At 43.6% G+C, this 22,786-nt stretch carries 16 protein-coding genes, 1 pseudogene, 1 riboswitch and 1 other annotated feature; of the genes and pseudogenes, 10 read left to right on the plus strand and 7 right to left on the minus strand.

Going from position 1 to position 22,786, the window contains the following annotated elements; translation table 11 throughout:
- Positions 1-153 precede the first annotated feature (153 nt).
- The 3 genes from BFJ94_RS22940 to BFJ94_RS22955 all read left to right on the plus strand — a co-directional run bounded on the left by BFJ94_RS22940 (position 154) and on the right by BFJ94_RS22955 (position 2,115).
- Positions 154-810 carry a tyrosine-type recombinase/integrase gene (locus BFJ94_RS22940; protein WP_240431927.1) on the plus strand — a complete coding sequence of 219 codons (657 nt, stop codon included), beginning with the start codon at positions 154-156 and terminating at the stop codon, positions 808-810.
- A gap of 209 nt (positions 811-1,019) precedes the next feature.
- Entirely contained in the window at positions 1,020-1,550 is a 531-nt protein-coding gene (locus BFJ94_RS22950; protein WP_120464724.1) for an RNA polymerase sigma factor, read from the plus strand.
- 73 nt (positions 1,551-1,623) lie between these two features.
- Positions 1,624-2,115, plus strand: a complete 492-nt coding sequence (locus tag BFJ94_RS22955; protein ID WP_120464725.1) for a hypothetical protein — start codon at positions 1,624-1,626, stop codon at positions 2,113-2,115.
- A gap of 188 nt (positions 2,116-2,303) precedes the next feature.
- On the opposite strand, the gene tnpC is transcribed toward BFJ94_RS22955, so the two are convergent.
- The 3 genes from tnpC to tnpA are packed head-to-tail and all read right to left on the minus strand — an operon-like array spanning position 2,304 to position 4,597.
- Positions 2,304-3,884 (minus strand): IS66 family transposase, encoded by a 1,581-nt coding sequence (gene tnpC / locus BFJ94_RS22960; RefSeq protein WP_120465378.1) that lies wholly within the window; start codon positions 3,882-3,884, stop codon positions 2,304-2,306.
- Positions 3,885-3,941: 57 nt separating this feature from the next.
- A complete protein-coding gene (tnpB, locus tag BFJ94_RS22965; RefSeq protein ID WP_120461667.1) occupies positions 3,942-4,295 on the minus strand; it encodes an IS66 family insertion sequence element accessory protein TnpB in 354 nt (117 codons plus the stop codon).
- Positions 4,289-4,597 (minus strand): IS66 family insertion sequence element accessory protein TnpA, encoded by a 309-nt coding sequence (gene tnpA, locus BFJ94_RS22970; RefSeq protein ID WP_120461666.1) that lies wholly within the window; start codon positions 4,595-4,597, stop codon positions 4,289-4,291. Before tnpA ends, tnpB begins: the two co-directional genes overlap by 7 nt.
- 755 nt (positions 4,598-5,352) lie before the next feature.
- Between tnpA and BFJ94_RS26240 the strand changes: the two genes are divergently transcribed.
- Positions 5,353-5,529 carry a helix-turn-helix domain-containing protein gene (locus BFJ94_RS26240; RefSeq protein ID WP_120464727.1) on the plus strand — a complete coding sequence of 59 codons (177 nt, stop codon included), beginning with the start codon at positions 5,353-5,355 and terminating at the stop codon, positions 5,527-5,529.
- 1 nt (position 5,530) lies between these two features.
- The gene (locus tag BFJ94_RS22985; RefSeq protein ID WP_120464728.1) at positions 5,531-5,722 is read left to right on the plus strand and encodes a helix-turn-helix domain-containing protein; all 192 of its coding nucleotides are present in this window, start codon (positions 5,531-5,533) and stop codon (positions 5,720-5,722) included.
- 1,317 nt (positions 5,723-7,039) lie between these two features.
- Here the strand turns inward: BFJ94_RS22985 and BFJ94_RS23000 are convergent.
- Positions 7,040-7,243: a ribbon-helix-helix domain-containing protein gene (locus BFJ94_RS23000; RefSeq protein WP_120464731.1), complete on the minus strand. Its 204-nt coding sequence runs from the start codon at positions 7,241-7,243 to the stop codon at positions 7,040-7,042.
- 816 nt (positions 7,244-8,059) lie between these two features.
- Here BFJ94_RS23000 and BFJ94_RS23010 point away from each other — a divergent pair.
- Positions 8,060-13,291 carry a phage tail tape measure protein gene (locus BFJ94_RS23010; protein WP_120464733.1) on the plus strand — a complete coding sequence of 1,744 codons (5,232 nt, stop codon included), beginning with the start codon at positions 8,060-8,062 and terminating at the stop codon, positions 13,289-13,291.
- Positions 13,292-13,578: 287 nt separating this feature from the next.
- Positions 13,579-13,788, plus strand: coding sequence for a hypothetical protein (locus BFJ94_RS23015; protein WP_162944381.1), 210 nt, complete (start codon positions 13,579-13,581; stop codon positions 13,786-13,788).
- Between the two features lie 605 nt (positions 13,789-14,393).
- Here BFJ94_RS23015 and BFJ94_RS23020 read toward each other — a convergent pair.
- A complete protein-coding gene (locus BFJ94_RS23020) occupies positions 14,394-16,109 on the minus strand; it encodes an ATP-dependent nuclease (protein ID WP_120464735.1) in 1,716 nt (571 codons plus the stop codon).
- Between the two features lie 405 nt (positions 16,110-16,514).
- Positions 16,515-17,648, minus strand: a complete 1,134-nt coding sequence (locus BFJ94_RS23025) for a hypothetical protein (protein ID WP_120464736.1) — start codon at positions 17,646-17,648, stop codon at positions 16,515-16,517.
- Between the two features lie 237 nt (positions 17,649-17,885).
- On the opposite strand from BFJ94_RS23025, the pseudogene BFJ94_RS23030 reads away from it, so the two are divergent.
- Together BFJ94_RS23030 and BFJ94_RS23035 are read left to right on the plus strand one after the other, a co-directional pair.
- A pseudogene (locus BFJ94_RS23030) lies at positions 17,886-18,068 on the plus strand (GMP synthase (glutamine-hydrolyzing)); the annotation flags it as partial.
- Between the two features lie 429 nt (positions 18,069-18,497).
- Entirely contained in the window at positions 18,498-18,854 is a 357-nt protein-coding gene (locus BFJ94_RS23035) for an NUDIX hydrolase (RefSeq protein WP_308424714.1), read from the plus strand.
- Positions 18,855-18,933: 79 nt separating this feature from the next.
- On the opposite strand, the gene BFJ94_RS23040 is transcribed toward BFJ94_RS23035, so the two are convergent.
- The gene (locus BFJ94_RS23040) at positions 18,934-19,332 is read right to left on the minus strand and encodes an effector binding domain-containing protein (RefSeq protein WP_120464738.1); all 399 of its coding nucleotides are present in this window, start codon (positions 19,330-19,332) and stop codon (positions 18,934-18,936) included.
- A 311-nt stretch (positions 19,333-19,643) separates the two neighbouring features.
- Positions 19,644-19,744, plus strand: a riboswitch (purine riboswitch).
- A 181-nt stretch (positions 19,745-19,925) separates the two neighbouring features.
- Here BFJ94_RS23040 and BFJ94_RS23045 point away from each other — a divergent pair.
- A complete protein-coding gene (locus BFJ94_RS23045; RefSeq protein WP_120464739.1) occupies positions 19,926-21,296 on the plus strand; it encodes an NCS2 family permease in 1,371 nt (456 codons plus the stop codon).
- Between the two features lie 478 nt (positions 21,297-21,774).
- Positions 21,775-22,659 (plus strand) — a sequence feature (16S ribosomal RNA rRNA prediction is too short).
- Positions 22,660-22,786: the final 127 nt, after the last annotated feature.

Genomic DNA, 22,786 nt, shown 5'->3' on the forward strand with positions numbered 1-22,786 from the left:
CTCACTTTACCAAACGAAGCGGTGTTTTTCTATTTTTACAACTTCCATATTGAATCGACATTCTACCCAGTAACACCATGTAATAAGGCTAGTTTTCGCTCTGCGAAAGTTGAGTTAGTAGATGACGATTTTATTGATGAACAGAACAATCCGATGCGGCGAATTAAAAATCTCAAGGAAGCCAAGACAGTCATTGTCACCTTCAATGATGATGAAGTGTCGCGGATTATCAATGACATCAAAGAAGAAACCTATTCTAACGTCAGAGACAAGTTGATACTTATTATGCTATTCGATACAGGAGTTCGGGTATCTGAGTTGTGTAATATCAAAAATGATGATGTAGCCAGAAGGCACATTCTTATTCACGGCAAGGGTTCAAAGCAGAGATTGGTTTACATCAGCAACGTCATGCGGAAGTACATGAGAAAGTATGAAGAACTAAAGCAGGAGCGTTTCAGAAAAAAAGAGCAGGATGAAATTGAGGATTACTACTTCCTAGATCAGTCGGCAGTTAAGCTCTCCCGCTCCCGCATAAATAAAATTCTGAAAGAACATTGCATAAATGCGGGGGTTAGGAAAGAAGTCAGATGCTCTCCCCATGATTGCCGCCACTATTTTGCTCAGAAGCAATTAAGAAACGGCATAGATGTTTATAGCCTGAGTCGTCTGATGGGTCATTTTGACACGCAGATCACTTCTAAATACTTAAGAGGACTGGAGCAGGAAGATATTCTTCACATTGGTCGCTTACACAGTCCGTTAAATGGTTTGAAAATCAAACAAAATTCAACGGGAGAGTTGAAATGAGTAGACTTCATAACGTTGAACTGGATGAAGTGGCTATCCAAAGGCTCATATGTATCGCTAGAAGGCATTGTAAGCTTGCCCTTGAGTTTGGGGTAGGGAGAACCCCTCCTGAACGCCGCGAAGCCATAAAAGCTGAAATTGCGGCTCTGAGAGAACAAAGATCACAAATACTTAATTCATCTACTCAGTGAAAATGGAGGATAACAAATATGCAGATTGTAGTTTCAAACTTTGACTTCCTTAAGCCTGTCTTTGACTTTGAGTTGTTCAAAGTCGCCCACCAAGATAAAGAGGACGTGAAGCAAACCGCTATCCTTCGTATCTTGGAATCGGTGGCGAATTACACAAATGAAGAACTCCCTGAAAACAAACTATTCTCATTCTGTCAGGTTATTGTAAAGCGGACTGTTGCAGATTACTATCGCAGGTCAAGTCGCTTGATTGAACAGAAAACGATGTCCATAGACTGGAATGGTTGCAACAGTAAAGGTGAAATTTCAGAGGGGGGGGGGGCATTAAGTCCCGTTTCTGATGATTATTCCTATGACATCGCACTTCTCCGTCATGATTTTACGCAACATAGGCAGCTTTTTTCGCCCCAAGAAAGGAAAGTGCTGGAGCATTTATTATTTTCACGAGATGGTATTGGAATGAATATGGCAGATATTTGTTCTGAACTCAACATCAATAAATCTCATGCATCGAGAGCTTATAAAAAGCTTCGTGCTGTTTGTAGTTGAATTTTTCCAATGCAACTAAATAAGCCATAGTCACGATGTTTAAAATGTAGCACACAACAAAGGAGGAAATTAAATGCCAACACCACAGGTATCTTGGTACAAGACTGACAACGTAACACCACTTCCAAAATGGGACATCGGTACAATTGATGCAGGTTCGACTTCCCCGCCATTAGGCGTGATGATTTGGAATAACCGGGGCGGAACAGCCGACCTGTCTACCATGACTAACTGCACGATTACTACGAAAGACAGTGCGGGTGGTGACACAGGAGAATTGGTAATAGACAAGTGGATTGAGGTACGTGTTGACAGTATGGCTGAGACCGGATTCACCAAAGTCGGTGGGATTGTCACAAAAGCCATCCAAGCAGGAGGTAACACCACAAATAGTCAAGGAACGTTCTCTCCTAATGCTAAGGAGATTTTGGGCGTAGCCAATGATGGTTCGGTGGCTAACTCTAAAGGTAATTTGGCACAGGTAACGCTTCAAGCTACTGTACCAGCGACAGCAACGGCGGGTAACGTAAACTTCCTGACTCGTGTGGCTTATCAGTATGTTTAATCGAAATCTGTTGCGTATTGAGGGGAAATAAAAAGTCGCCCCTGCTGACACAGGAAGCGACCAGTAACAAACACCAAGAGAGTGGGCGGGAGCCAGATGGTTTCCACCTGCTCCTTTTTATTATATGGGTGAACGTCAAATAGACCCCACCTAGCGGACAGACTGGGGCCCGTGTATGATGAATGAGATTAGTTTAGACGACAGAAGTCCGGTAATGTCGATGACCACGGCATGAAGGGCTCTAATACCTGCGCCTCTTGCAGATTAACCTGTTGCGGCAATTGTTCAAACAGGTACGTGAGATAACGGAACGGATGCAGCCCATTTTCCTTGGCCGTCTCGATTACGCTGTAGATTGCTGCGCTAGCTGCAGCTCCCCTCGGTGTATAGGCAAACAGCCAGTTTTTTCGTCCGATCACAAACGGCTTGATCGAACGCTCCCCGTGGTTATTGTCAATCTCCAGCCGACCATCTTTCAGGAAAGCCGTCAGTTTGTCCCACTGGTTCAGACTGTAGGCAATCGCCTGACCCAGCAAGCTCTTCGGCATCGTCCGGGGTTTCTGCTGACGTAGCCAAGCATAATAACCATCCAGCACCGGACGGCTTTGCTCCTCACGTGCCTTCCGTCGTTCCTCAGGCGTCGCTTCTTTGAGCTCCCGCTCAATGGCAAATAGCTGGTTGCACCAGGCAAGCCCTTGCGCAGCCACACTGTGCGGATTGCTTCTGGCCTCCGGCGCCGCTTTCAGGGCTTCATCGTATTTGCGACGCGCATGCGCCCAGCATCCAACCAGTGTCACATCCTTGACCTTGTGGTAGCCGGGGTACCCATCCACATGCAGATAGCCGTTGAACCCCGCCAGCATATCTCTCGGATGTTCGCCGCCTCGCGTACGCTGGTAGTCGTAGAGCACCACCGGACCCACTCCTTGACCTGTGCGGTACAGCCACATATACGACTCCGACTGCGCCGCTTTCCCAGGCTCCTTCAGCACCTGCAGCGTTGTCTCGTCCGCGTGCAGCACCTCTTGCTTCAGCAAATACCGTTTCATTTCCGCGACAACGGGTTTTAGCCACTGCTCCGCGCCGTAGATCATCCAGTTCGCCATCGTTTGCCTCGACAGCGGATACCCCAAACGGGCCCAATCCTGCTCTTGCCGGTACAGTGGCAGACTATTGACGTATTTTTGGCACATGATATGCGCCATCGCCGATGGCGAGGCTAGACTGCCAGGATAGACGGGCCGAGGCATCGGGGCCGTGAGGATCGGCGTTTGCAGCTCGTGGCGCTCGCAATGACGGCAGGCATACACGTGACGCACATGCTCTACGAGCTTGACCTGTGGGGGCATCACTGCAATTTCACGGCGGGTCTCCGTGGTCATCTCATGCAGCGAGCCCCCGCAGCAGTCGCAGATTTGCTCGTGTTCCGCAAGGGTATACGTGACGGTTTCCACCGGCAGTTTGGATAGATCGGCTTCGCGTTTGCCGCTGGTTTTACGGCGCTCATACGTGATCGATTCTTTTTCCGGTTCTGGCAAAGCCGTTACTTCCGCTTCGTTAAACAGATTCAGCTCCAGTTGATCCGGATGCGTCTTCTCGCTGGAAGCGCCAAAGCGCTTCTGCTGCGCGAGCCGAAACTGTTCTTCATACCACTTCAGTTTCGCGGACAGCTCGGCAAGCTCCCGTTCCTGCTGGCGATTTTGTTGTTCCAACTGGGCATTTTGCTGTTGAAGTTGTTCAAGGGTGAGGGATTCCGGTTCATTTTTCATGAGGGTATGATTCGACAAGCGCAGCTCCAAATCCTGCATGCCCTAGTTTAGATCCTATTAGATCGCTACTTCCGGCGAAACAGGGGCATGCGCCTGACGCTGGGTGAGCGAAAGGCCGTCCAGCAGCCAGCGCAGTTCACGCTGCGAAAGGCACAAAGGAGTCGTGCCGCCTGCGGGCCACTGAAACGAACCACGTTCCAGTCTGCGATAGTAGAGCCAGAAGCCGGCATGATCCCAGTGCAGGATTTTGAGCTTGTCCCGCCTGCGATTGCAGAACACAAACAGCGCCGGGGAAAACGGGTTAAGCGCGAATTGCTCCTGCACGATCGCCGCAAGTCCGTCAATGGATTTACGCATGTCGGTTGCGCCACAAGCCAGATATACCGGTGATGCTGAAGTGAAACTCAGCATAACGGGGCAAGAGCCGCAACCACGTCGCGAAGCAGCCCCGGTTCAAAACCGGAACGAACATCGATCCGAGCGACCCCGACTTGGATTTGAAGCGATTCGGTTGCTGCAGCCTGATGGGTAACCGTAACCGGACGGAAGGTAGTGGCGGAAGCGGCCTGATCTTGTCTTTGGGCTTTGTAGAGCCAGTATTTTAATTGATGAACGGTCAGATTCTGCTCCGCGCACCAAGCTTTCATCGTTTGCCCACTGGCCCGATAAGCCTGAATTCGTTCCGCCCATAACGCCTGTAAATTCATCTCCATTCACAATCCATCCTTTCGTATGTGTGATGGATTTATTGTGACTGATTCAAACCATTATGGACAGGTGTGCTGGGTTTGACGCTTACCCTAATGCTAAGGAGATTTTGGGCGTAGCCAATGATGGTTCGGTGGCTAACTCTAAAGGTAATTTGGCACAGGTAACGCTTCAAGCTACTGTACCAGCGACAGCAACGGCGGGTAACGTAAACTTCCTGACTCGTGTGGCTTATCAGTATGTTTAATCGAAATCTGTTGCGTATTGAGGGGAAATAAAAAGTCGCCCCTGCTGACACAGGAAGCGACCAGTAACAAACACCAAGAGAGTGGGCGGGAGCCAGATGGTTTCCACCTGCTCCTTTTTATTATATGGACTATTTTAAAGCAAGTAAAACTGTATAGAACTTACTATGGGCGGATAATTTAGTTGCTCTTTGTTTGTCTGTTTTACTGTGGTGGTAGGAGTAATTCAAGTTTAATCGTTTGATATGTATTACCTTTGTCTGAAATTCATAATTTCCAGAATCTATACATTTTCACAAGATGATTTCTACGAATTATCACGTTTGGTGGCATCACTATTCTGCTTGTTTTGTGCCAAAAAGGTTACCTTCGTTCTCTCTGCATACTTTTATTTTAAATGTGATGTTTCTTTTCTCATTTGATTTTAATTATTTTTACACAATTTTGTTAATTAATTCCTATTCACTTCTTATACTGTGACAGTAACTACTTTACCAATAGAAAGGAGTGTTCGTATGGAGCGCTTATACACTATTCGCGAGGTAATGGAAGTTTTACAACTTTCGTACTCGACGGTATACGCTATGTGTAATAACGGTACCCTCCCAAGCTGTAAAGTGGGCGGGAGTATTAGAATTCCTCAAGAGTCATTACGTAGCTTTATCTTCAATAACACCAAGGGAGGACAATGAAATGGATTTACTAGGGAAGCTTTACTCTATTGACGAGGTTAGTGAGATGCTCAAAGTTGACCGTAGAACAATAGAGAGATGGATAAAAGACGAGAAATTGACCGCTATGAAGTTGGCTGGAACCCTGTGGAGGATTCGTGAAAAGGATTTAAATTACTTCATTCTGGAAGCTTTAGAAGAAGGGAGACGTTAAGTATGGAAAGGTATTACACGGTCTCGCAGATAGCCTATAGGTTATCTGCCCACAGTTGTAGTCGTATGGTCAGTGAGGATGCAGTCTATCGTTGGATTCGTGAAGGATTGCTCCAAGCAGAAAGAATCCCCCGCAACATCAGGGGCGTTGGAAAGTACCCGTACTGGGTTGAAGAAACAGGCTTAAAGGCGTTTCTACGGGAGATGAATTATAACGTGGATAAGCTCTTTCCTGACAATGAGTAGCCGCCCAAAACAAGGATACAAGTAATCCCCTGCTGAGTCATGGCAGGGGATTTTTAGGACGTGCATTATTAGTATTACGCAATCTGGTAACAATATACACAAGTATGATAGATTTTGAATTCACAGAGAAGGATTGGGGCGGCAAGACGATAAAGGGAGCATTACGCTCCCTTTATTTTGTCTGCCTTGACTGTACGCATCCAGCGAGTAAGCATAAGGACATCGTACAGATCGGCTCCCCGAAGACGGGGCAAAGTCAGATTAGCACCTTCGTAAGTGACTACAACAGCGTGACCGTTTACCGGAGTGCCTGTTTCAAGGTCAACGTACGAGCCTTTGTAAAACGTTTCTTCCGGTAGCCCCCTTGTAATATGCGTTACGTTTGAGGTTACGTTTAGTGCTTTCAGTAGGTCGCTTAGGCTGTAGATGACATCCTTACCGCATCTACCCACCCTTACTGGATGGTCCCCATAGTAGAAAACCAAGCTTAAATCAGTCTGTTTTCGCATGAAATTCTCCCCTTTCGCTTTAAACATCGTCCCCACTTTACTTTTAGTTGTGTTAAATGCGAAACTTTTTCACTTGAATAAAGTGAAAGCTGAGATGGGAAAAAACGTGTCTGAGATTGTATTAAATGAAAGCTGAGAAGTGAAAAGTTTTCCCACGAAGTATAGAAAGTATTATTAAAGATTAAGTAAAGAAAGAAGTTAGTAAAGAAGGGCGGCTCCGCCTTTTTATTCAACGGAACATTTCAAGTTTAGTTGTATGATATTTAAATGGGTAGGTTATGTTTTAGGAAGGGGGTCTTAATTGGAGATAAAAAGTGGCTTGAAATAGGGTTGTAAGCGCTCTATATTTATAGTGCGGTTCCTTCTATTATCTTCACAGTAAAACGTCTCTAAACCGCCCTCTAGGGCTTCTAAGCGTATTTCTAATAAACGGTCAGTCAACTTGGATTTAGTTATCAACTTTGATGTATGCGTAATGTATAAATAGCATTGTACAACGTAACCTTAAAGTAACCTCTAATATAATCTTGTGTTCACAGCCGCCCATCCAAGGGCGGACTGTACTAGGACTCCTTCTTTGTCCCACTGACGAACTTTACATTTTTAAGAGCATACTCCAATGCCATATTAATGAGTTCGTTTCTTGAACGATTGCTTTTAGTAGAAAGATCATCTAATTGCAGTTGCAAAGCTTTATCTATTCGTATCGTAATGGTTACAGACTTATCTTCCTTGGGTGTAATGATAAACTCATCATCATTATTCATAATTACAATCACCTCTTACATCAGTATAGATGTATGAGAAAAAGTGAAGTATAACACAAATTGTATTCAAAAACGAATACAAACGTTATATAATATGCTGGTGTGAGTAGTTAATCTTCTAAATAGATAAGCATATAGAGCGGGGGAGTATCGTTGTCAAGCTTACTAACGAGCATAGGAGCAATATCAGCGGGGTTATTCGTAATCACATTAGTAATAGGAGCCATTGTAAAACTGGTCATGCACTTATCAGGTAAATCTGTAATAACACCTAACCAGAGTACAAGGAAGTTGTTGTTTTATGAATGCATAGTATCGCTTTGCTCAATGCTAATTTCATCCATAGGTCAGATGATCTTAATAGCATGGTACGAGTTATCAAGCGCCCCCATGATGGATAAAGTATTTGAGTTTTTAATCATTGCATCATTTATTACGATCTCAATATACATATATCTCAAGGTGCTCAAACCCAAGAAAATATCAAATTTTTATTGGAAAGTAACCCTTATGACAATTACAGTTCTTTTACCGTTGTATTCGCTAGAACAACTAATAGAAACACTGAACTTCTAGTTGCTTTTAGTCATAGTGAAATGAGAGAAGCTCAAAAACCATTGGCTGTTTGGTTTGATGAGCTTCTTTGTCATGTGTATAAGTTATGTAAATACCTATAAACATTGCGTGTTCTATTCATTTTTATGTTAATTTCTCAGTCTTCTTACTTATCATAATTATGGAAGCTTTGAACAGATTTCATGCTATTTAGTTCTTAAGAGCTTCTATACTTGGAAACGGTACAAAGGTGGTGGGAACATGGCGAGTGAACTCCCTAACGTTGGTGCGGATATTATCTTAGAGTTTCAGCAGTCTTTAACTAACATCCAACAATTCGGTCAGGCTATGGAAGTCCTTGACAACAAGTTCGGGACATTGGAGACAAGGATTAACAATCTTAAGAACTCCATGAACGGCTTGAAGCAATCGACTTCTAAAGGTAGCGCGAATAACCTTCGTCAGCAGATTACCAATGAACTGAACAACGCCATTCAACGTAACGGTGTTGTCATCGACAATGTCGGTAAGGGCGGATTTAATGTCAAAGCTTCTACATTAAATTCCGTGTTCAAGAAGGTTGAGAGGGAACTGAATCTTAAGCTTGCAGAAGCTTACAAGAACATCAACCTTTCTCTGTCGCCAAACCTGCAAGTTGGTAAAATTCCAATCACGCAGGATGACTTCAATGAGGTCAACAAGGCTATCGGTCGCCTTGTGAAAGTACAACTGAATAACTTAATCGCGGCTCTGCGTAAGCATGGCGGGAACATGCTAGGGGCGGAGGACTTAGCTGGAATCCAGTTCTCTATCGGCAAGTCTACGGTTCAGCAAATTATCAATAAATTAAAGACCCATATCCAACATATCATGCTGAACCCACAACTCGGAGAAGCCCAATTCCGCATGTCGGATAACGACTTCAACAGAGTCTTTACATCTATCCGCAACAAGGTGAAGGACTCCTTGGACTCTGCTGTTGCAAAGATTAACGGCGGGACACCGGGAACAGTCTTGCCAAACAACATGCAGGACGTGTACAACGCCATCAACAAAGAGGTTAGGCAGTATGTTACTTCGGTGACAAGCGGAATCAATACTCTAAGTGCAAGTTCTATGACTAAGCCGCTGTCTCAGGTAAGTAAGCAACTTCAACGGTCGATGGCTGATTCTTTGGGCATGAAGCTTACGGATTTCCAGCGTGACTTCAAAGACCACAAGTTCACAAATGCAGACCTTTCTACCGCAGACTTACGCCGTCAGTTCCAACGACTGGAACAGGCTCTCAACAAGAAAATCGGGGGCAGTTTGACGGAAGAAGTAAAAGCAATGGTGAACGACATCAACGCCGTACAGGTTAGTTATTCTCCTAAGCTTCGCCGTCACTTGATTCAGGAGATTGGAAAAATCAACAACCAGATTGTCAAGAAAATCCGTGAGCAGATTGACCTCCAATTCACGAGCATGAGGGCTGAAATCAACAGCGTTCAGGTTGCTCCGAAGGACATCAACCGCGCTCGTAGGGTTCGTGACATGGGACGTGTTGATTATGATGACATGGACACACGCCGCCGTTCTTCTAGTCAAGATAGCAAGCCGCTGGTGAACGACCCATACGGTAGACGTGATAACCATTACAATGGCTTTGGTCTTGAAGGTGCTATCACGAACACATTCCGTCACATCTTGGCGGGTTCGATGGTCGGCGCACCAATGATGTTGCTTTACCAATCCTTCGAGCAGTTCCGTACCTCTCAGTTGGAGCAGTTAAAAATGTTCTCCAACTTATTCGCTAAAGCAACGGCGGAAACGCCACAGCGGGCGGCGGAGGGAGATACCAGAACAGCTACTCAGGTGGCAAACGACACCATCAAGAACATTATGCCTTTCGTAAAGGACACGGCTCAGTTCTATGCTATCGACTATGGACGCATGTCCCAAGTAGCATCCGTTGGTTCCCGTTTGCTGAATACTGATACTGAGGTTAAAACATTCATGGACGTTGTTGCCAAGATTTATAACATCGACCGCGAGGGTGACCCTGCAACCAGTATCGCTCCGGGTATGGAAGCATTCATGGGACAGTTCGGACTTATGGTTCACGAACTTGAACAGCGTGTAGCCATGCCACTGGCGGTAGCGACAAACGTAACCAATGCGACTACGGAAGACATCCTGAATGCGGTAATGCGTTCCGGTTCGTCCTTCAACTCTGCCGGGGTGACCCCTGAGCAAGCAATCGCAATGATTGCCGTAACACGTCAAGGTACAGGTCTTAGCGGGGAGAACGTAGGTAACTTCTACAAGTCCGTACTTCCTCGTCTGCAATCACCAACGGCTCTTAAGCAATTGGATGCTATTGGGGTTAAGGTTTACGAAGATAGCCCGAACGGTGTCAACGGAACCAGAATGGCTCGGAGCGGAAAGGACATCTTGGACGAGGTATCCAAACAGTACGAACGTCTGGACGATGCTGAGTCTCGTAAGGTCATTATGAGCCTGTTCGGTACGTACCAGAGTTCTAAAGGTACTACCACGTTAATGGAGTTCGAGGAAATCAGGGACATCATGAAAGCAATTGAAGATTTCAAACCAGAAGACTTCTCTGCTCTGTTACAGGCTACTACTCAATCCCCGGTCATGGAGATGGAGAGAGCCGGGGTATCCATGAACTTGGCTCTGGTGGACGTTCTGGAAGAACTCACTCCTGAGATTACGGCAATCGCCAAAGGACTGACTGACCTTTCCAGTGGAATCCGTGAGCATAAGGAAGCCTTAGCTGGCTTTATTACGTTCCTTGGAAACTCTCTGCTTGGGTTCGCTACCATGTACGGTATGCGGAGACTTGGTGGGGCGGCAAATTTGAGTAAAACTATTGCTCGAACACAAGCCGTGGATACGTTAGCAGGAAACCGTGGGGTATTCGGTAAGGGTGCAACACAAGGAACCCTTATGACTAACTTCGGCGGCTATGCTCGTCAAGGTGTGCTGGAAAATAACAGGGCGGCAATCAACCGCGCAATGAATAACCCTGTTACTGCTCCGGTCATGCAGTACCTTGCGACAATGAACCGTGAACAGGTTAGCCAGATGCAGGCCTACATGAAGGACAACAACATTAAGGCGAAAAGCTTTACTGACCTTGCCCTCATTGCAGAAGAATCCAAGAACTATCGTCAACGCGCTCCGTTGACTCCTGACGAACGTTGGGGCGGCTCGATGCAGAACTCCAAGAACCTCTACCGTAAAGGCATGATGGGTCTGGACGAGAACTTCGCTAACACGTTGGCTTCCGACATGCAAGACCGGAAGAAGTTTGACGAGTTGGGTAAGACGAAGCAAGGCAAGAAGATTACCAACTTCCTTGGTGGGCTTGACGAGAACGGACTGCGTAGTTTCCAGAACCACCTCGAAGAAATCCACCGCACGACAGGAAAAGCGGTAAACTCTGTCGGAAGCATGACCCACGCCATCAACACTTACACAGGGGCGCAAGCACGTCAGCGTGAGGAAATTCGTAGAAGCAACCCTCACCTGAACGAACTGAGTAGGAACATGAACAGGGTTGTCGGTTCTCTGAATAGTCCTGACATGACTCGCGGTGTCCGAAACATGGATTTATTCTTGGGGAGTATCAGCACCAAGGCGCGTGGAGCAACTTCGGCGTTTGGCGGACTTGCTAGAACTGTCGGTGGATTCGCGGCACAACTTGCTGTCATGGCAGGTATTGGATGGACAATCGGTAGCGTGACAGAAGCTACTAAACCTAAGACAGATGACGAAAAGATTGTAGAGCGCGGCGAGAAGCAATTGCAAGATATTGACGCTTACCGTGACTATGCAATGAAAGGCTTGGGTGGGCAGATTGGCACGGGTTTCTGGAGTAAAGTAAAAGGCTTCGGTGACTTCTTTGTCTTTTGGGAGGACGCTTGGACAGACATGGGAGACATGCGAGACGTTCAGAAGGAGTTCATCAAGTTCCTTGAAGATAGTAAGGGAATGGAGAAATGGCCTAACGCGAGTGACGGTCGTAATGAAATCCGTGTAAGAGACTTCATGAACAAGTACAGCAAGGAAGACCAAGACCAGATTTGGCAGGAGTTTAAGACAGGCGAAGGCACAGAGAAGGTCGTACAGGAAGCGAACACTCGTCTATTCCAGCAAGAGTTAGAGAGACGTGCCAAGGAGTCCCAAGAACAGGCGGCACTTGCGGAGGGCGTGTCCCTTAAGGAAGCAGAGCGCAGACGGAAAGAATTGCTGAAAGGCTCGTACCGGGACTATGACCTCGAAACGGTTAAGCAAGACATCCAAGACCGTGTCGGTGAACTTACGACCGAATACACCTTGCAACAGATTCAAGCCATCGAGGATGGGTATGCTTCTGACTCCCCTGAGTTCATGTCTATCCGTCAGGAAATGAGTGAGAAGATTATCGCTCTCTACCAAGAACAGCTTGACTTCATTGCTCAGACCGTTAAGGACTTGACGAAGGATTTAGAAACCGCCAAGGCTAATGGTGCATCTGAGGATGAAATCAAGGAGATTGAAGACAACCTGAACAGATGGAAAACCAACCAAGAGAAGTCTGGTGGGGGACTCAAAATCATGCAAGACGAGGTCTTGAAGCAACAACAGGAAGCCGACTTCAATGCCGCAATGTCCAGAATTAACAGGTCTTCTCAGTCGGCAGAGACATCCCTTTCTATCAAAGACGCTATCAATCAGGCAACTATGGATAGAAACTCCGGTGAGTACGTTGACGCATCTATGGCAAACTCCAAGGAAAGAATCAACAACCTCACTACTCAGATTGAACAGCTTAAGGGTGTTGCCACTACTCCTGACCAACAGCAACAAATTGATGCTCAGATTGAACAGCTACAATCCAGCATCGAGCAGGAGAGAGTAAGGATTCGGGACTTGAAGCTATCCAAAATCGGTCTGTACAAACAAGACCTTTCCGACTCCTTGGAAGAACTGAGTAATGAATACCTGCAAGCCAGAGTAGATTCGGGCGGCGCAGACGAGAGCAGTCCACTCCTTCGTAACCTCCGCATTAACCAGTATGATAGACAAACAGACATCTTCGCTCAGAACATAGCTGACCTACAGAAAAAGCTAGAATCGACCAGCGACCCCGAAGCACAGGAGACACTACAACGGGAGATTAGAGACTTGCAACGACAGTCTTTACAGGCTCAGTTGGGCATCTTGGACGAGATGAAAAGCGAAGGGGCAACATTCAACTTACCAGACAACGTCAAAGCCATGTCCTATTACGAGTACATGACTAGGAACAACACCCACCAAACCTATACTGTTCAAGGGGGAGACACCAACGTCACCGTTACCCTTCCGAACATTACAGATGGTACTTCTGCTGACAGAATCAAGCAGATTGGTAAAGCGTTTGGGGAAGGGTTGCATGAAGGAAACAACTTGCGTCTTCAAAAGCAAGCGAATCCATTCGGCTACCGTGGTGGAATGCTGTAATAGACTACTCGCCCCACTTTCACAGGTGGGGCTTAATTTTTAAGGAGGATAGCATGACTCAGCAAGCTAATTATCGTTTTATTGGGTCTTACAATAGAAAGATCATATTAACAATATGCAAAAATTTACATTAAATTGTGTGAGTGTTATAATTCATGAAACTAAACTGAGGGGAGAGTAACGATGGAATTACTGATGATCTTGGGGTTAGTTGGTTCGGCAGTATTACTAATAAAGAGTGCCATAATGAATCATCAAACGCTAAAATTACTCAAAAGACAGCAATCATGTGGAAAAAGGTGAGTATGGTGAACGAAATAAAGGAACAATTGGACAGAATTGAAGGCAAGATTGATGAACTGTTGGATGGACTAGGAGAGTCTTCTTTAAGCAGAAGACATAGAGATAGGGCTTCAAAGCAGGAGTTCTCTGAACCGCGTCCAAAATCTAAACTGTCATTAGAAGAATTAAATGCAAGATTGGATAAGTTAATTTGAGGATGAATTAAAGCGCCGTTCTTTATCTTAAAGATGGCGTTTTTGTATGCGTAAATTCAGGTTTGGTTCTCATAATTGTGTATTATGAGAACTGGCACACGGTCGCACGGCTCCCCGTTGGGCTTCCGGGCATGGTTTCGGGGCTTGAATCCCTTTATACAGACCCCCCACCTAGTGCCGAATGAAGGCATTTTCATCGAAAGCGGGCGGTTAACCTTCGTTTTACACGCACCAAAATTTTCTGATTTTAGTGTGCGTACACGGCGTGATACCTTGGCTCTACCTTTACTTAAGTAGAGAGTGACCCCTTCCCCATTGGTTCAGTTGGCTCGGCTCAATGAAAAAGTGGCTCAAAAAATTATGAAAAAATTTTCTGGAAAGTCATGTCGGACCCAACTTTCCTCAGCGTAGCAACGATATTTGAACAGAGGTAGTTTATTTTGAAGTTCTTTAACGCTATAAGGTGGTTTATATGAGAAGATGGTTAAAGCAAACATAAACTGGACATTCCCGCACTTTTGGATTGGAGAATGTCCAGTAAGGATGAATAGGCGACACTTTCACAGAGTACTTTCCAAATGAATAGCTCAACGTGGTTACTGAACTTAAACTGTTAGCGCATCGTCTTTCTTCTGTTTCTCTGCTTCTTCAAGAGATTTTTGTTGAATAAGACCGATGAATAACTTATCGTAGTCCTCAGAACTCGTAACTTTTTTGAAGCCCTCTGATAAAGCTAACTCTTCATCACGATTTATTATTTGCTCAAATATATTTTCGACCAAAGTTCTAGCTTCTCTGTAATTTTCTTCCTCATCTGCTTGTCCACCTAAAATTTGATAAATCACTTTCGTTTTTTGATCGTTTGAGACATCTCCAATTCCGATTGCTTTTTCAAAGTGAGTTATTGAACAAAATATTCTAATGTTATCACTGTGTTTAGAAGTATATATTTTCTTACAGTTAGTTAACTGAGCTTTAAGAGTAGAAGCAGAATGCTTGTCATGATTATCTACATCATGTAGCACATCGTAAGAAGAGTTAAATTGATTTAGAATTTTCATTAAAGTTACAATGGTAGCTTTACCTCTAGCACGAATAATATGAATGTTAGCGTCTCTTTCTTTAGCAAGATGCTTGAAGGCAATATATTCAGTATCACCTTCCACAATTACTACTTTGTCAGCAAAAAAGAATTCATTTACATAAGAGTCTACGTAATTTAGGATTTTCATGTTTGCTATATCATTATCATCAAATTGTTCGTGTTTAGACTTATACAACTCTATAGCTTCTTTTTCTCCAACTCGGAAAACTTGAATAGAGGTATGTCTTTCTGATAAATCTATTAGTATCGGAGAATGCGTTGAGATCAGTAATGGCATTTTTTTGCCTATTTGATAGAGCGAACGGCTTAATGCTCGAACTGCCTCAGGATGCAAGAATGCTTCTGGCTCATCTATAAGTAGTAACTTGTTGTCATTCTCGCCTAGAAGTTTTTTTTCTATCATGTTCTGTATTAGGTATATCAGGCTCATTCTTTGGAGTCCAGTACCTTGATTGGCTAAAGACATGTTCGATTGTTTTTGGCTATCAATGAGTACGCTTGAATTTGTGGATTTCAATAAGTCGGATGATGAAAATCCTTCACTTTTCCCGCCTATTACATTTAGTGATAGATGGTTATTAGAAAATAGTATTCTTAGATTACTGGAAACATCATTGCTCACCTGTGATAGTATGCTATCTGTGTTTTGCTTGATCTTATTTAGAAAAGCAGGATATGCCTTTTTAAGATTTGCATACTCTTGGGCTAATGTAAAGGTATCTTCATCTTCTTTTGAATCTCCATTGAAACCTTCGATTTTCAGGAGATCATTTTTAATTATTTCTGAGTAAATATCTTGAATCAGGTCGTTTATGTCATCAGGTAACATGGAGGGAGTTATGTAAAAAGGCTTATTGTTTAAGATTTCCTCCAATTTAGCGAACAGATCGTGCGTTTTTGTGATTTCTCTCCCCTTCTCATCATAAAATTTTGGAGCGGCTTCTGCTTTGTACTTCTTTTTAATAGTTATCTGATCTTCATCAGATTCAAATACAGCTTCAAGCACTATATCAGTTTTTCGCTCAGAGAAGCAGTCGTTAGGAATAGTTTTGGCTTTAGACTCCTTTTGAAAAAAGCAGTTTATAGCTTCCAATATAGTTGACTTTCCTGTGTTATTTCTTCCAGTAAGAATAACAATAGAGTCTTTTGAGAAGTCAATTGAGAATTTCTCTTTAAAGACCTTGTAGTTTGTGACACTGAATTTGACCAATCTCATAATCTTCCTCCTTCATAAGAATTCGAGTATTTACAACAAATTCTCTATTCATAATTCTAAATATGAGATGAAGAATTTATTACCATCATCTTACTATATCTAGTAGGTGAAAGGAACTAATTTTGTTTGTTTATTGGGAAATAAAGCTCATCATCAATGTTGACTTTGGTTAATTGGTCCTTGATTTAACTAAGTTATGATTAGAAATAACTACATAGGCCATAGTGACTTGACACAGGGAAAAACTTTCCTTCATTAAATATGTATCTTGCAAAAGAGCCAAACTATCTAAATCTCGTACCACACAAAAAACCACCTGATATGAACGGGTGGCTTTAATTGAAGTTATTATTGGCAAGTACAGTTGCAAAAAAATAAGGAAGATAAAGTATAGCTGTTTTTTATTTATTCATTTAGAGATTTAATGACACTCCAGAACATACTTTCAACCATAAGTTTCTTTTCATCATTTTCGACTGGTAGGTCGCCCAGCTTTCCGAAAAATTGTAAAAGAGAATAAGTATTGTTTGATGAGACTTCAAAATACTTATCTTGATACTTCTTAAACGCTGTTTTTCCTATAATCCTAATTAGTTCTTGTTGAATTTTGTAGGCTAGGAATTGATCGATTTTCTTAGTCTTAATAGCTAATATAGTAGACTTAACATTTTTTATATGCTCTGGAAGGTACTCTAACTCAAGTATTTTTTGGATTGCTGGAGTAATCTCACTTCCCATATGTTTAATTTTAATTGTTTTGTCTAAGATTAATGGAACGCTGGAACCATCTTTATTTGTAACGTTGCAAGTAGGGTGTATCTCAACTGTGTGAATTTTGGACTCAGAGTTTCTTACTTTAAATCCATAAGATAATTTCCCTACACCATCTAATTCAAAATATTCATTTGACAAGAAATTTAATTCCATGTTAGAATGATCAAGCTTTTGGGATGTTAAGGTGAAATTGAATTTTAGCTTATCAAGTGCCCAAATAGTACAATATAAGAGGATATGATTATCTATTTGTTGGTATCTTGGAGTAGCGAAACATCTAATTATTGGTTGATTATGCTCAATTACAGTTCTAACTAATACATTGTTTTCAGATAAAAGACCATTCTCACCAAACCAGTAATTATAGTTATGTTGAATCAAGTTGTAGTGAGTATCGGTGTCTTTTAAAAGATGTTTAGCGTACGGACTCATGTTAATATCTTGAAATAGCTGTGATATGGCATCTGATGTCGTAGTATAATTCTTATCTGTTATTCCATCTAAATTTAGGAGTAATTGACCATCGCCATTACTATCTTGAGTTGTTCCTTCAAGCAAAAGTTGTTTAAACTTTATTACATAATCAACCTTTGTCCAAGTTGTTTTGGGTACGAGTAAATTGTATGTTTCTCGTATTTGTGCAATATTAAGTTCATCGTTTGACGAAGCAAAAGCTTCACCATCCACTTGTTCAAATACTTTTTCGTCAATTGGATTACCTTTATCTAAGAGTCGAATGAGTTCTTTTTTTGTTAGATTTTTCATTGAAACCCTCACTTTATATTAAATTTATTTAGCACTGCTTAGAAGAGTGAGGACTTTAGTAGGATTGTTTATGTAAAATACGTGCCCCCACTACCATAATAAGGTGGGTTATTTCTGTTTGTCAATATTTGTTGTTTTTTGCGGGTGATAGGTCTTGAAATTTCTCAATTTACCCGCTACAATTGACATACAAAACAACTGGATAATTGACCAGTAATTACATTCAAAAGTTCCTACTACTCCTACACCGTAGGCATCCGTGCAGTAACGTCCATCGACGGTATGACTGCCGACTGGGCACGTATCCCTTGGGACGTGCTGGAGAAAATCTCGGTACGGATCGTCAACGAAGTGGATAACGTCAACCGCGTCGTGTACGACATTACCTCCAAGCCGCCTGCAACGATTGAGTGGGAGTAACAGTATTGTTTTGAGGGTAACTCTCTTTTATCTGCGTTATTTAGCAGGTGGAAGAGAGTTTTTTCTTTTGATGAATGTCTAAAAGAGGAACAGGATTCATATTTGCCAGGGCGAATCTATAGTGAGAGGTAAACATTCCGTTAGAAATGGGGTGAAGACATAGATACGGAGGTTTATAAAATATATGATGACAACCGAAATTATATTGGGGTTGCGAGTCGACAAGAGGTACATGCTAAAGGGTATTGGCATGAAACGATTCATTGTTGGTTTATTAGCCTTGAGGGGGAAAAGAGATATCTTTATTTTCAAATCCGGAGCGCCTCTAAAAAAGATTATCCGAATCTGTTAGACATTACTGCAGCGGGGCATATCCTTGCTCATGAGACGATCAGCGAGGGAATCCGAGAAGTTAAAGAAGAGCTTGGGTTGGACATTCCATTTGAACAATTCATTTCTTTAGGAATCATCGACTATTCGGTAAAGCAAAATGATTTCATCGATAATGAACTGGCCCATGCTTTTATATATTTATGTAATTCTAGTTTCGATCAGTTTGAAGTTCAATCCGAGGAAGTAAGTGGTATCGTAAGGGCGGAGTTTGACCTGTTTTGTGATCTATGGTCAGGAAGAAGAGAAGATGTTAAGATAGAAGGTTTTGAGATAATAGGGGGTAAGAGAGAACATATAAATAAGACTGTCGTTAAAAATGCATTTGTCCAGCACAGCGAAGCGTATTATTCCCAAATACTTAGTTCAATACGAGAAAAACTTGAAGCGACATAACACTTCCGTACTCGCAATCTTTTAAAACAATTGAGCCTGAGCTCCTTGAATAAGGAGCCCAGGCTCTTTTCGCGCTGATCTATTCTTTTACCGCAATATAAATCTCGATACTGCCGTCTACTTCATATTTTTCATAATCCATCGTGTAAGCTCTGTCCAGCTCCCCGTTCTCCTCTAGCGCCCAGATCTGCTGCCATGCTTCGAATACGCCGTTCTCTCTGGAGGGGTCTACTTTGAAATTTTTATAGCCCTGTTCAGAAACTGTAAGCTTGGTGGCCGTAGGAAAAGAGGCGGTTGCAATCGAAAGGTCGTAATTGCCTTTATAGTTACTCTCATAATTATGGTACACGCCGTACTTCGCCATATTCTCCACTTCTGGCCGTTCGTGTACATTCTGCCATATCCCCGTAATTTTAAGATACATCTCGGGATCCGTAAAATTATTCGTTCGTATGCTCTCCAAGATATATAGTTCCATTTTTACCAGCTCCTTTTTCACCAGTATAAGGACTAGAATATGACAGCAGTCTGTCTTATTTCATGGTTTTCGCTAATTTCGGCAACTTAAGGTCCAATGAACCTTCTATTCAGCTGGAAGCAAATGAATGAATGGTTGCAAGCTAAAATTACAATACTATAGGAAGAAATACTAAAATTATGACAAATCACGAACATTAAAATATATAAAACCGAAAAACATTCGTTTTTTATGTTGACAAGTTTGCGGTTCGCGCCTAGAATAGTGCATGTGATAAGTCTTGATTTTGAAGATTTAAAACAGGAACTTTCGACAAATTTTTATATGCTTTTCGTATAATTCCGGGAATTGGCCCGGAAGTCTCTACGAGGTCACCGTAAATGATCTGGCTACGAAAAGAAGAGGCGTACGGCAGAATATGCCGGGCAGCGTGAACTGAAGCCAAGCTTAGTCATTTAGAGAGTATGAGTGATGGCTGCTTCGTATTTGCTGGTTCCAAGCGCTTCTTCTATTTAGCAAGTGACCTGGGGAGCAGATCGTATAACCCGGGCTTTTTGTCGTTCCTGACTTATTCTAAGGGGGAGTATTTAACAATGGATCGGTTCTTTAAACTTAAGGAACACGGCACTAATGTGAAAACTGAAATCATCGCGGGTATTACAACGTTTATGACCATGGCTTATATTTTGTTCGTCAACACGTTGTTCCTTGGTCCTAATGGAGCGGGTATTCCTGCGGACGGTGTGTTTTTCGCAACTACAGTAGGGGCTGGCCTCATTACGATCATCATGGGTTTGTTCGTTAATATCCCGATTGCACTTGCACCTGGTATGGGGCTCAATGCGTACTTCATGACCGTGGTTCTTAGCTCGGGCGGAGAGATTACATGGCAGGCCGCTCTCGGGGCAGTATTCATTTCCGGTATCATTTTTATAATTCTCACCATTACGAAGGTTCGTCAATTGCTGCTCGTCGCCGTTCCACAGAGCCTTAAAGCGGCAATTACGGTAGGGATCGGGTTGTTCGTAGCAAGTCTCGGCTTGAAAATGAGTAACTTGATCGGCGCTAATCTGTCAGGCGTTGAGGATGCATCGATTACGGTTCCTGGCAGCAGCATTAACTTTACTTTTGGCGATTTTGTTCACAGTCATGATGTTCAATTGACATTAATCGGTTTGATTCTGATTGCAATTCTGATGGCGATGCGCATTAAAGGCGCTTTATTGATAGGTATCGTAGCTACAACTTTGATTGGTATTCCTATGGGAGTCACGGATGTTAGCGGTTTGTCCAATGCTACATGGTTCCCTAACCTGAACGATCTTGCCGTAGGTAAGCTGGATATCGCTGGTGCGTTTAAGCTTGGTTTGCTTGAGATTGTATTTGTCTTCACCTTTGTTGAGTTGTTCGATACATTCGGTACTCTGGTGGGAACGGCCACTCGTGCCGGATTGATGAAGGATAAGGAAAAAGGCGAGAAAATGATCGGTAAAGCGATGCTCGTTGACGCAGTTGGTGTTAGTACGGGTGCGGTACTTGGTACAAGCACGATCACTTCTTTCGTAGAAAGTACAGCAGGTGTGGCTGAAGGCGGACGTACTGGTCTTACTTCCGTAACTACCGGGGTATTGTTCCTATGTGCGCTGTTCATCGCTCCGCTCGCTGGTGTTGTTCCGTCTGCCGCTACGGCTCCAGCTTTGATTACAGTTGGCGTGTTGATGATGGGGCAAGTGAAGTCGATTGAATGGGATGATTTCATGTATGCCTTCCCGGCGTTTTTGACGATCATTCTGATGCCTTTCACCGGAAGTATTGCGAACGGCATTTCGGCAGGGATTGTATCCTACGTAATTCTCGTAGTATTCAGCAATCTGGTGAATAAGAATAAGATTAAGATTCACTGGTTAATGTGGATTTTGACGGTGTTGATCCTTTGCCGGTATATTTTCCTCGGTGGAGAGTAATCCATTAAAATAGAAGTTAGTTATGTTAGAGATAGAGGCTTAAGGTTAGAGGTCGATCGCTCGGTTGGGTGGTCGGCCTTTTTGTATTCTGTGCTAACGGGAGCCAAGCTAACGGAGACCAGCGACGTTATTTGGGTAAATCATAGCAATAGCGGCTGTGAGTTCCGTTAGGTTTTGTATCAGGATTGGAATATATTACAATTTGCATTTTTCGCTTGTATTTGATACATTAGTCAATGCCGCTTCAAACGGCGGGTAAATTTCAGGAAAATAAACTTTAAAAAAAGTGCTTGCTTTTCTGGAATGAACGTGATATATTATAAAAGTCGCCGCTGAAACGCAGCGATGCACGAAAGTGAAGTTGATCTTTGAAAACTGAACAACGAGTGAGCGGGTTTCACGTCAAGTGAAATCTAAGAAATAAGTCAGATTCAAAATGAGCTAATCGCTCTTTTCAATGAGTAACAACTTTATTGGAGAGTTTGATCCTGGCTCAGGACGAACGCTGGCGGCGTGCCTAATACATGCAAGTCGAGCGGACTTGATGGAGAGCTTGCTCTCCAGAGAGTTAGCGGCGGACGGGTGAGTAACACGTAGGCAACCTGCCTGTAAGACTGGGATAACTAGCGGAAACGTTAGCTAATACCGGATAATTTATTTTCTCGCATGGGGAGATAATGAAAGACGGAGCAATCTGTCACTTACGGATGGGCCTGCGGCGCATTAGCTAGTTGGTGGGGTAATGGCTCACCAAGGCGACGATGCGTAGCCGACCTGAGAGGGTGAACGGCCACACTGGGACTGAGACACGGCCCAGACTCCTACGGGAGGCAGCAGTAGGGAATCTTCCGCAATGGACGAAAGTCTGACGGAGCAACGCCGCGTGAGTGATGAAGGTTTTCGGATCGTAAAGCTCTGTTGCCAGGGAAGAACGTCCGTTAGAGTAACTGCTAACGGAGTGACGGTACCTGAGAAGAAAGCCCCGGCTAACTACGTGCCAGCAGCCGCGGTAATACGTAGGGGGCAAGCGTTGTCCGGAATTATTGGGCGTAAAGCGCGCGCAGGCGGCTATTTAAGTCTGGTGTTTAATTCCAAGGCTCAACCTTGGGTCGCATTGGAAACTGGGTAGCTTGAGTGCAGAAGAGGAGAGTGGAATTCCACGTGTAGCGGTGAAATGCGTAGAGATGTGGAGGAACACCAGTGGCGAAGGCGACTCTCTGGGCTGTAACTGACGCTGAGGCGCGAAAGCGTGGGGAGCAAACAGGATTAGATACCCTGGTAGTCCACGCCGTAAACGATGAATGCTAGGTGTTAGGGGTTTCGATACCCTTGGTGCCGAAGTAAACACATTAAGCATTCCGCCTGGGGAGTACGGTCGCAAGACTGAAACTCAAAGGAATTGACGGGGACCCGCACAAGCAGTGGAGTATGTGGTTTAATTCGAAGCAACGCGAAGAACCTTACCAGGTCTTGACATCTGAATGACCGGT

This window comes from Paenibacillus aceti (assembly GCF_003614185.1).
In the GTDB taxonomy this organism is placed as follows: domain Bacteria; phylum Bacillota; class Bacilli; order Paenibacillales; family Paenibacillaceae; genus Fontibacillus; species Fontibacillus aceti.

Excerpts from the sequence above, each read along its gene's own strand:
- BFJ94_RS22940 (WP_240431927.1), top strand. The coding sequence starts at position 154 with ATGCGGCGAATTAAAAATCTCAAGGAAGCCAAGACAGTCATTGTCACC.
- BFJ94_RS22950 (WP_120464724.1), top strand. The coding sequence starts at position 1,020 with ATGCAGATTGTAGTTTCAAACTTTGACTTCCTTAAGCCTGTCTTTGAC.
- BFJ94_RS22955 (WP_120464725.1), top strand. The coding sequence starts at position 1,624 with ATGCCAACACCACAGGTATCTTGGTACAAGACTGACAACGTAACACCA.
- tnpC (WP_120465378.1), bottom strand. The coding sequence starts at position 3,884 with ATGAAAAATGAACCGGAATCCCTCACCCTTGAACAACTTCAACAGCAA.
- tnpB (WP_120461667.1), bottom strand. The coding sequence starts at position 4,295 with ATGCTGAGTTTCACTTCAGCATCACCGGTATATCTGGCTTGTGGCGCA.
- tnpA (WP_120461666.1), bottom strand. The coding sequence starts at position 4,597 with ATGGAGATGAATTTACAGGCGTTATGGGCGGAACGAATTCAGGCTTAT.
- BFJ94_RS26240 (WP_120464727.1), top strand. The coding sequence starts at position 5,353 with ATGGAGCGCTTATACACTATTCGCGAGGTAATGGAAGTTTTACAACTT.
- BFJ94_RS22985 (WP_120464728.1), top strand. The coding sequence starts at position 5,531 with ATGGATTTACTAGGGAAGCTTTACTCTATTGACGAGGTTAGTGAGATG.
- BFJ94_RS23000 (WP_120464731.1), bottom strand. The coding sequence starts at position 7,243 with ATGAATAATGATGATGAGTTTATCATTACACCCAAGGAAGATAAGTCT.
- BFJ94_RS23010 (WP_120464733.1), top strand. The coding sequence starts at position 8,060 with ATGGCGAGTGAACTCCCTAACGTTGGTGCGGATATTATCTTAGAGTTT.
- BFJ94_RS23015 (WP_162944381.1), top strand. The coding sequence starts at position 13,579 with ATGTGGAAAAAGGTGAGTATGGTGAACGAAATAAAGGAACAATTGGAC.
- BFJ94_RS23020 (WP_120464735.1), bottom strand. The coding sequence starts at position 16,109 with ATGAGATTGGTCAAATTCAGTGTCACAAACTACAAGGTCTTTAAAGAG.
- BFJ94_RS23025 (WP_120464736.1), bottom strand. The coding sequence starts at position 17,648 with ATGAAAAATCTAACAAAAAAAGAACTCATTCGACTCTTAGATAAAGGT.
- BFJ94_RS23040 (WP_120464738.1), bottom strand. The coding sequence starts at position 19,332 with ATGGAACTATATATCTTGGAGAGCATACGAACGAATAATTTTACGGAT.
- BFJ94_RS23045 (WP_120464739.1), top strand. The coding sequence starts at position 19,926 with ATGGATCGGTTCTTTAAACTTAAGGAACACGGCACTAATGTGAAAACT.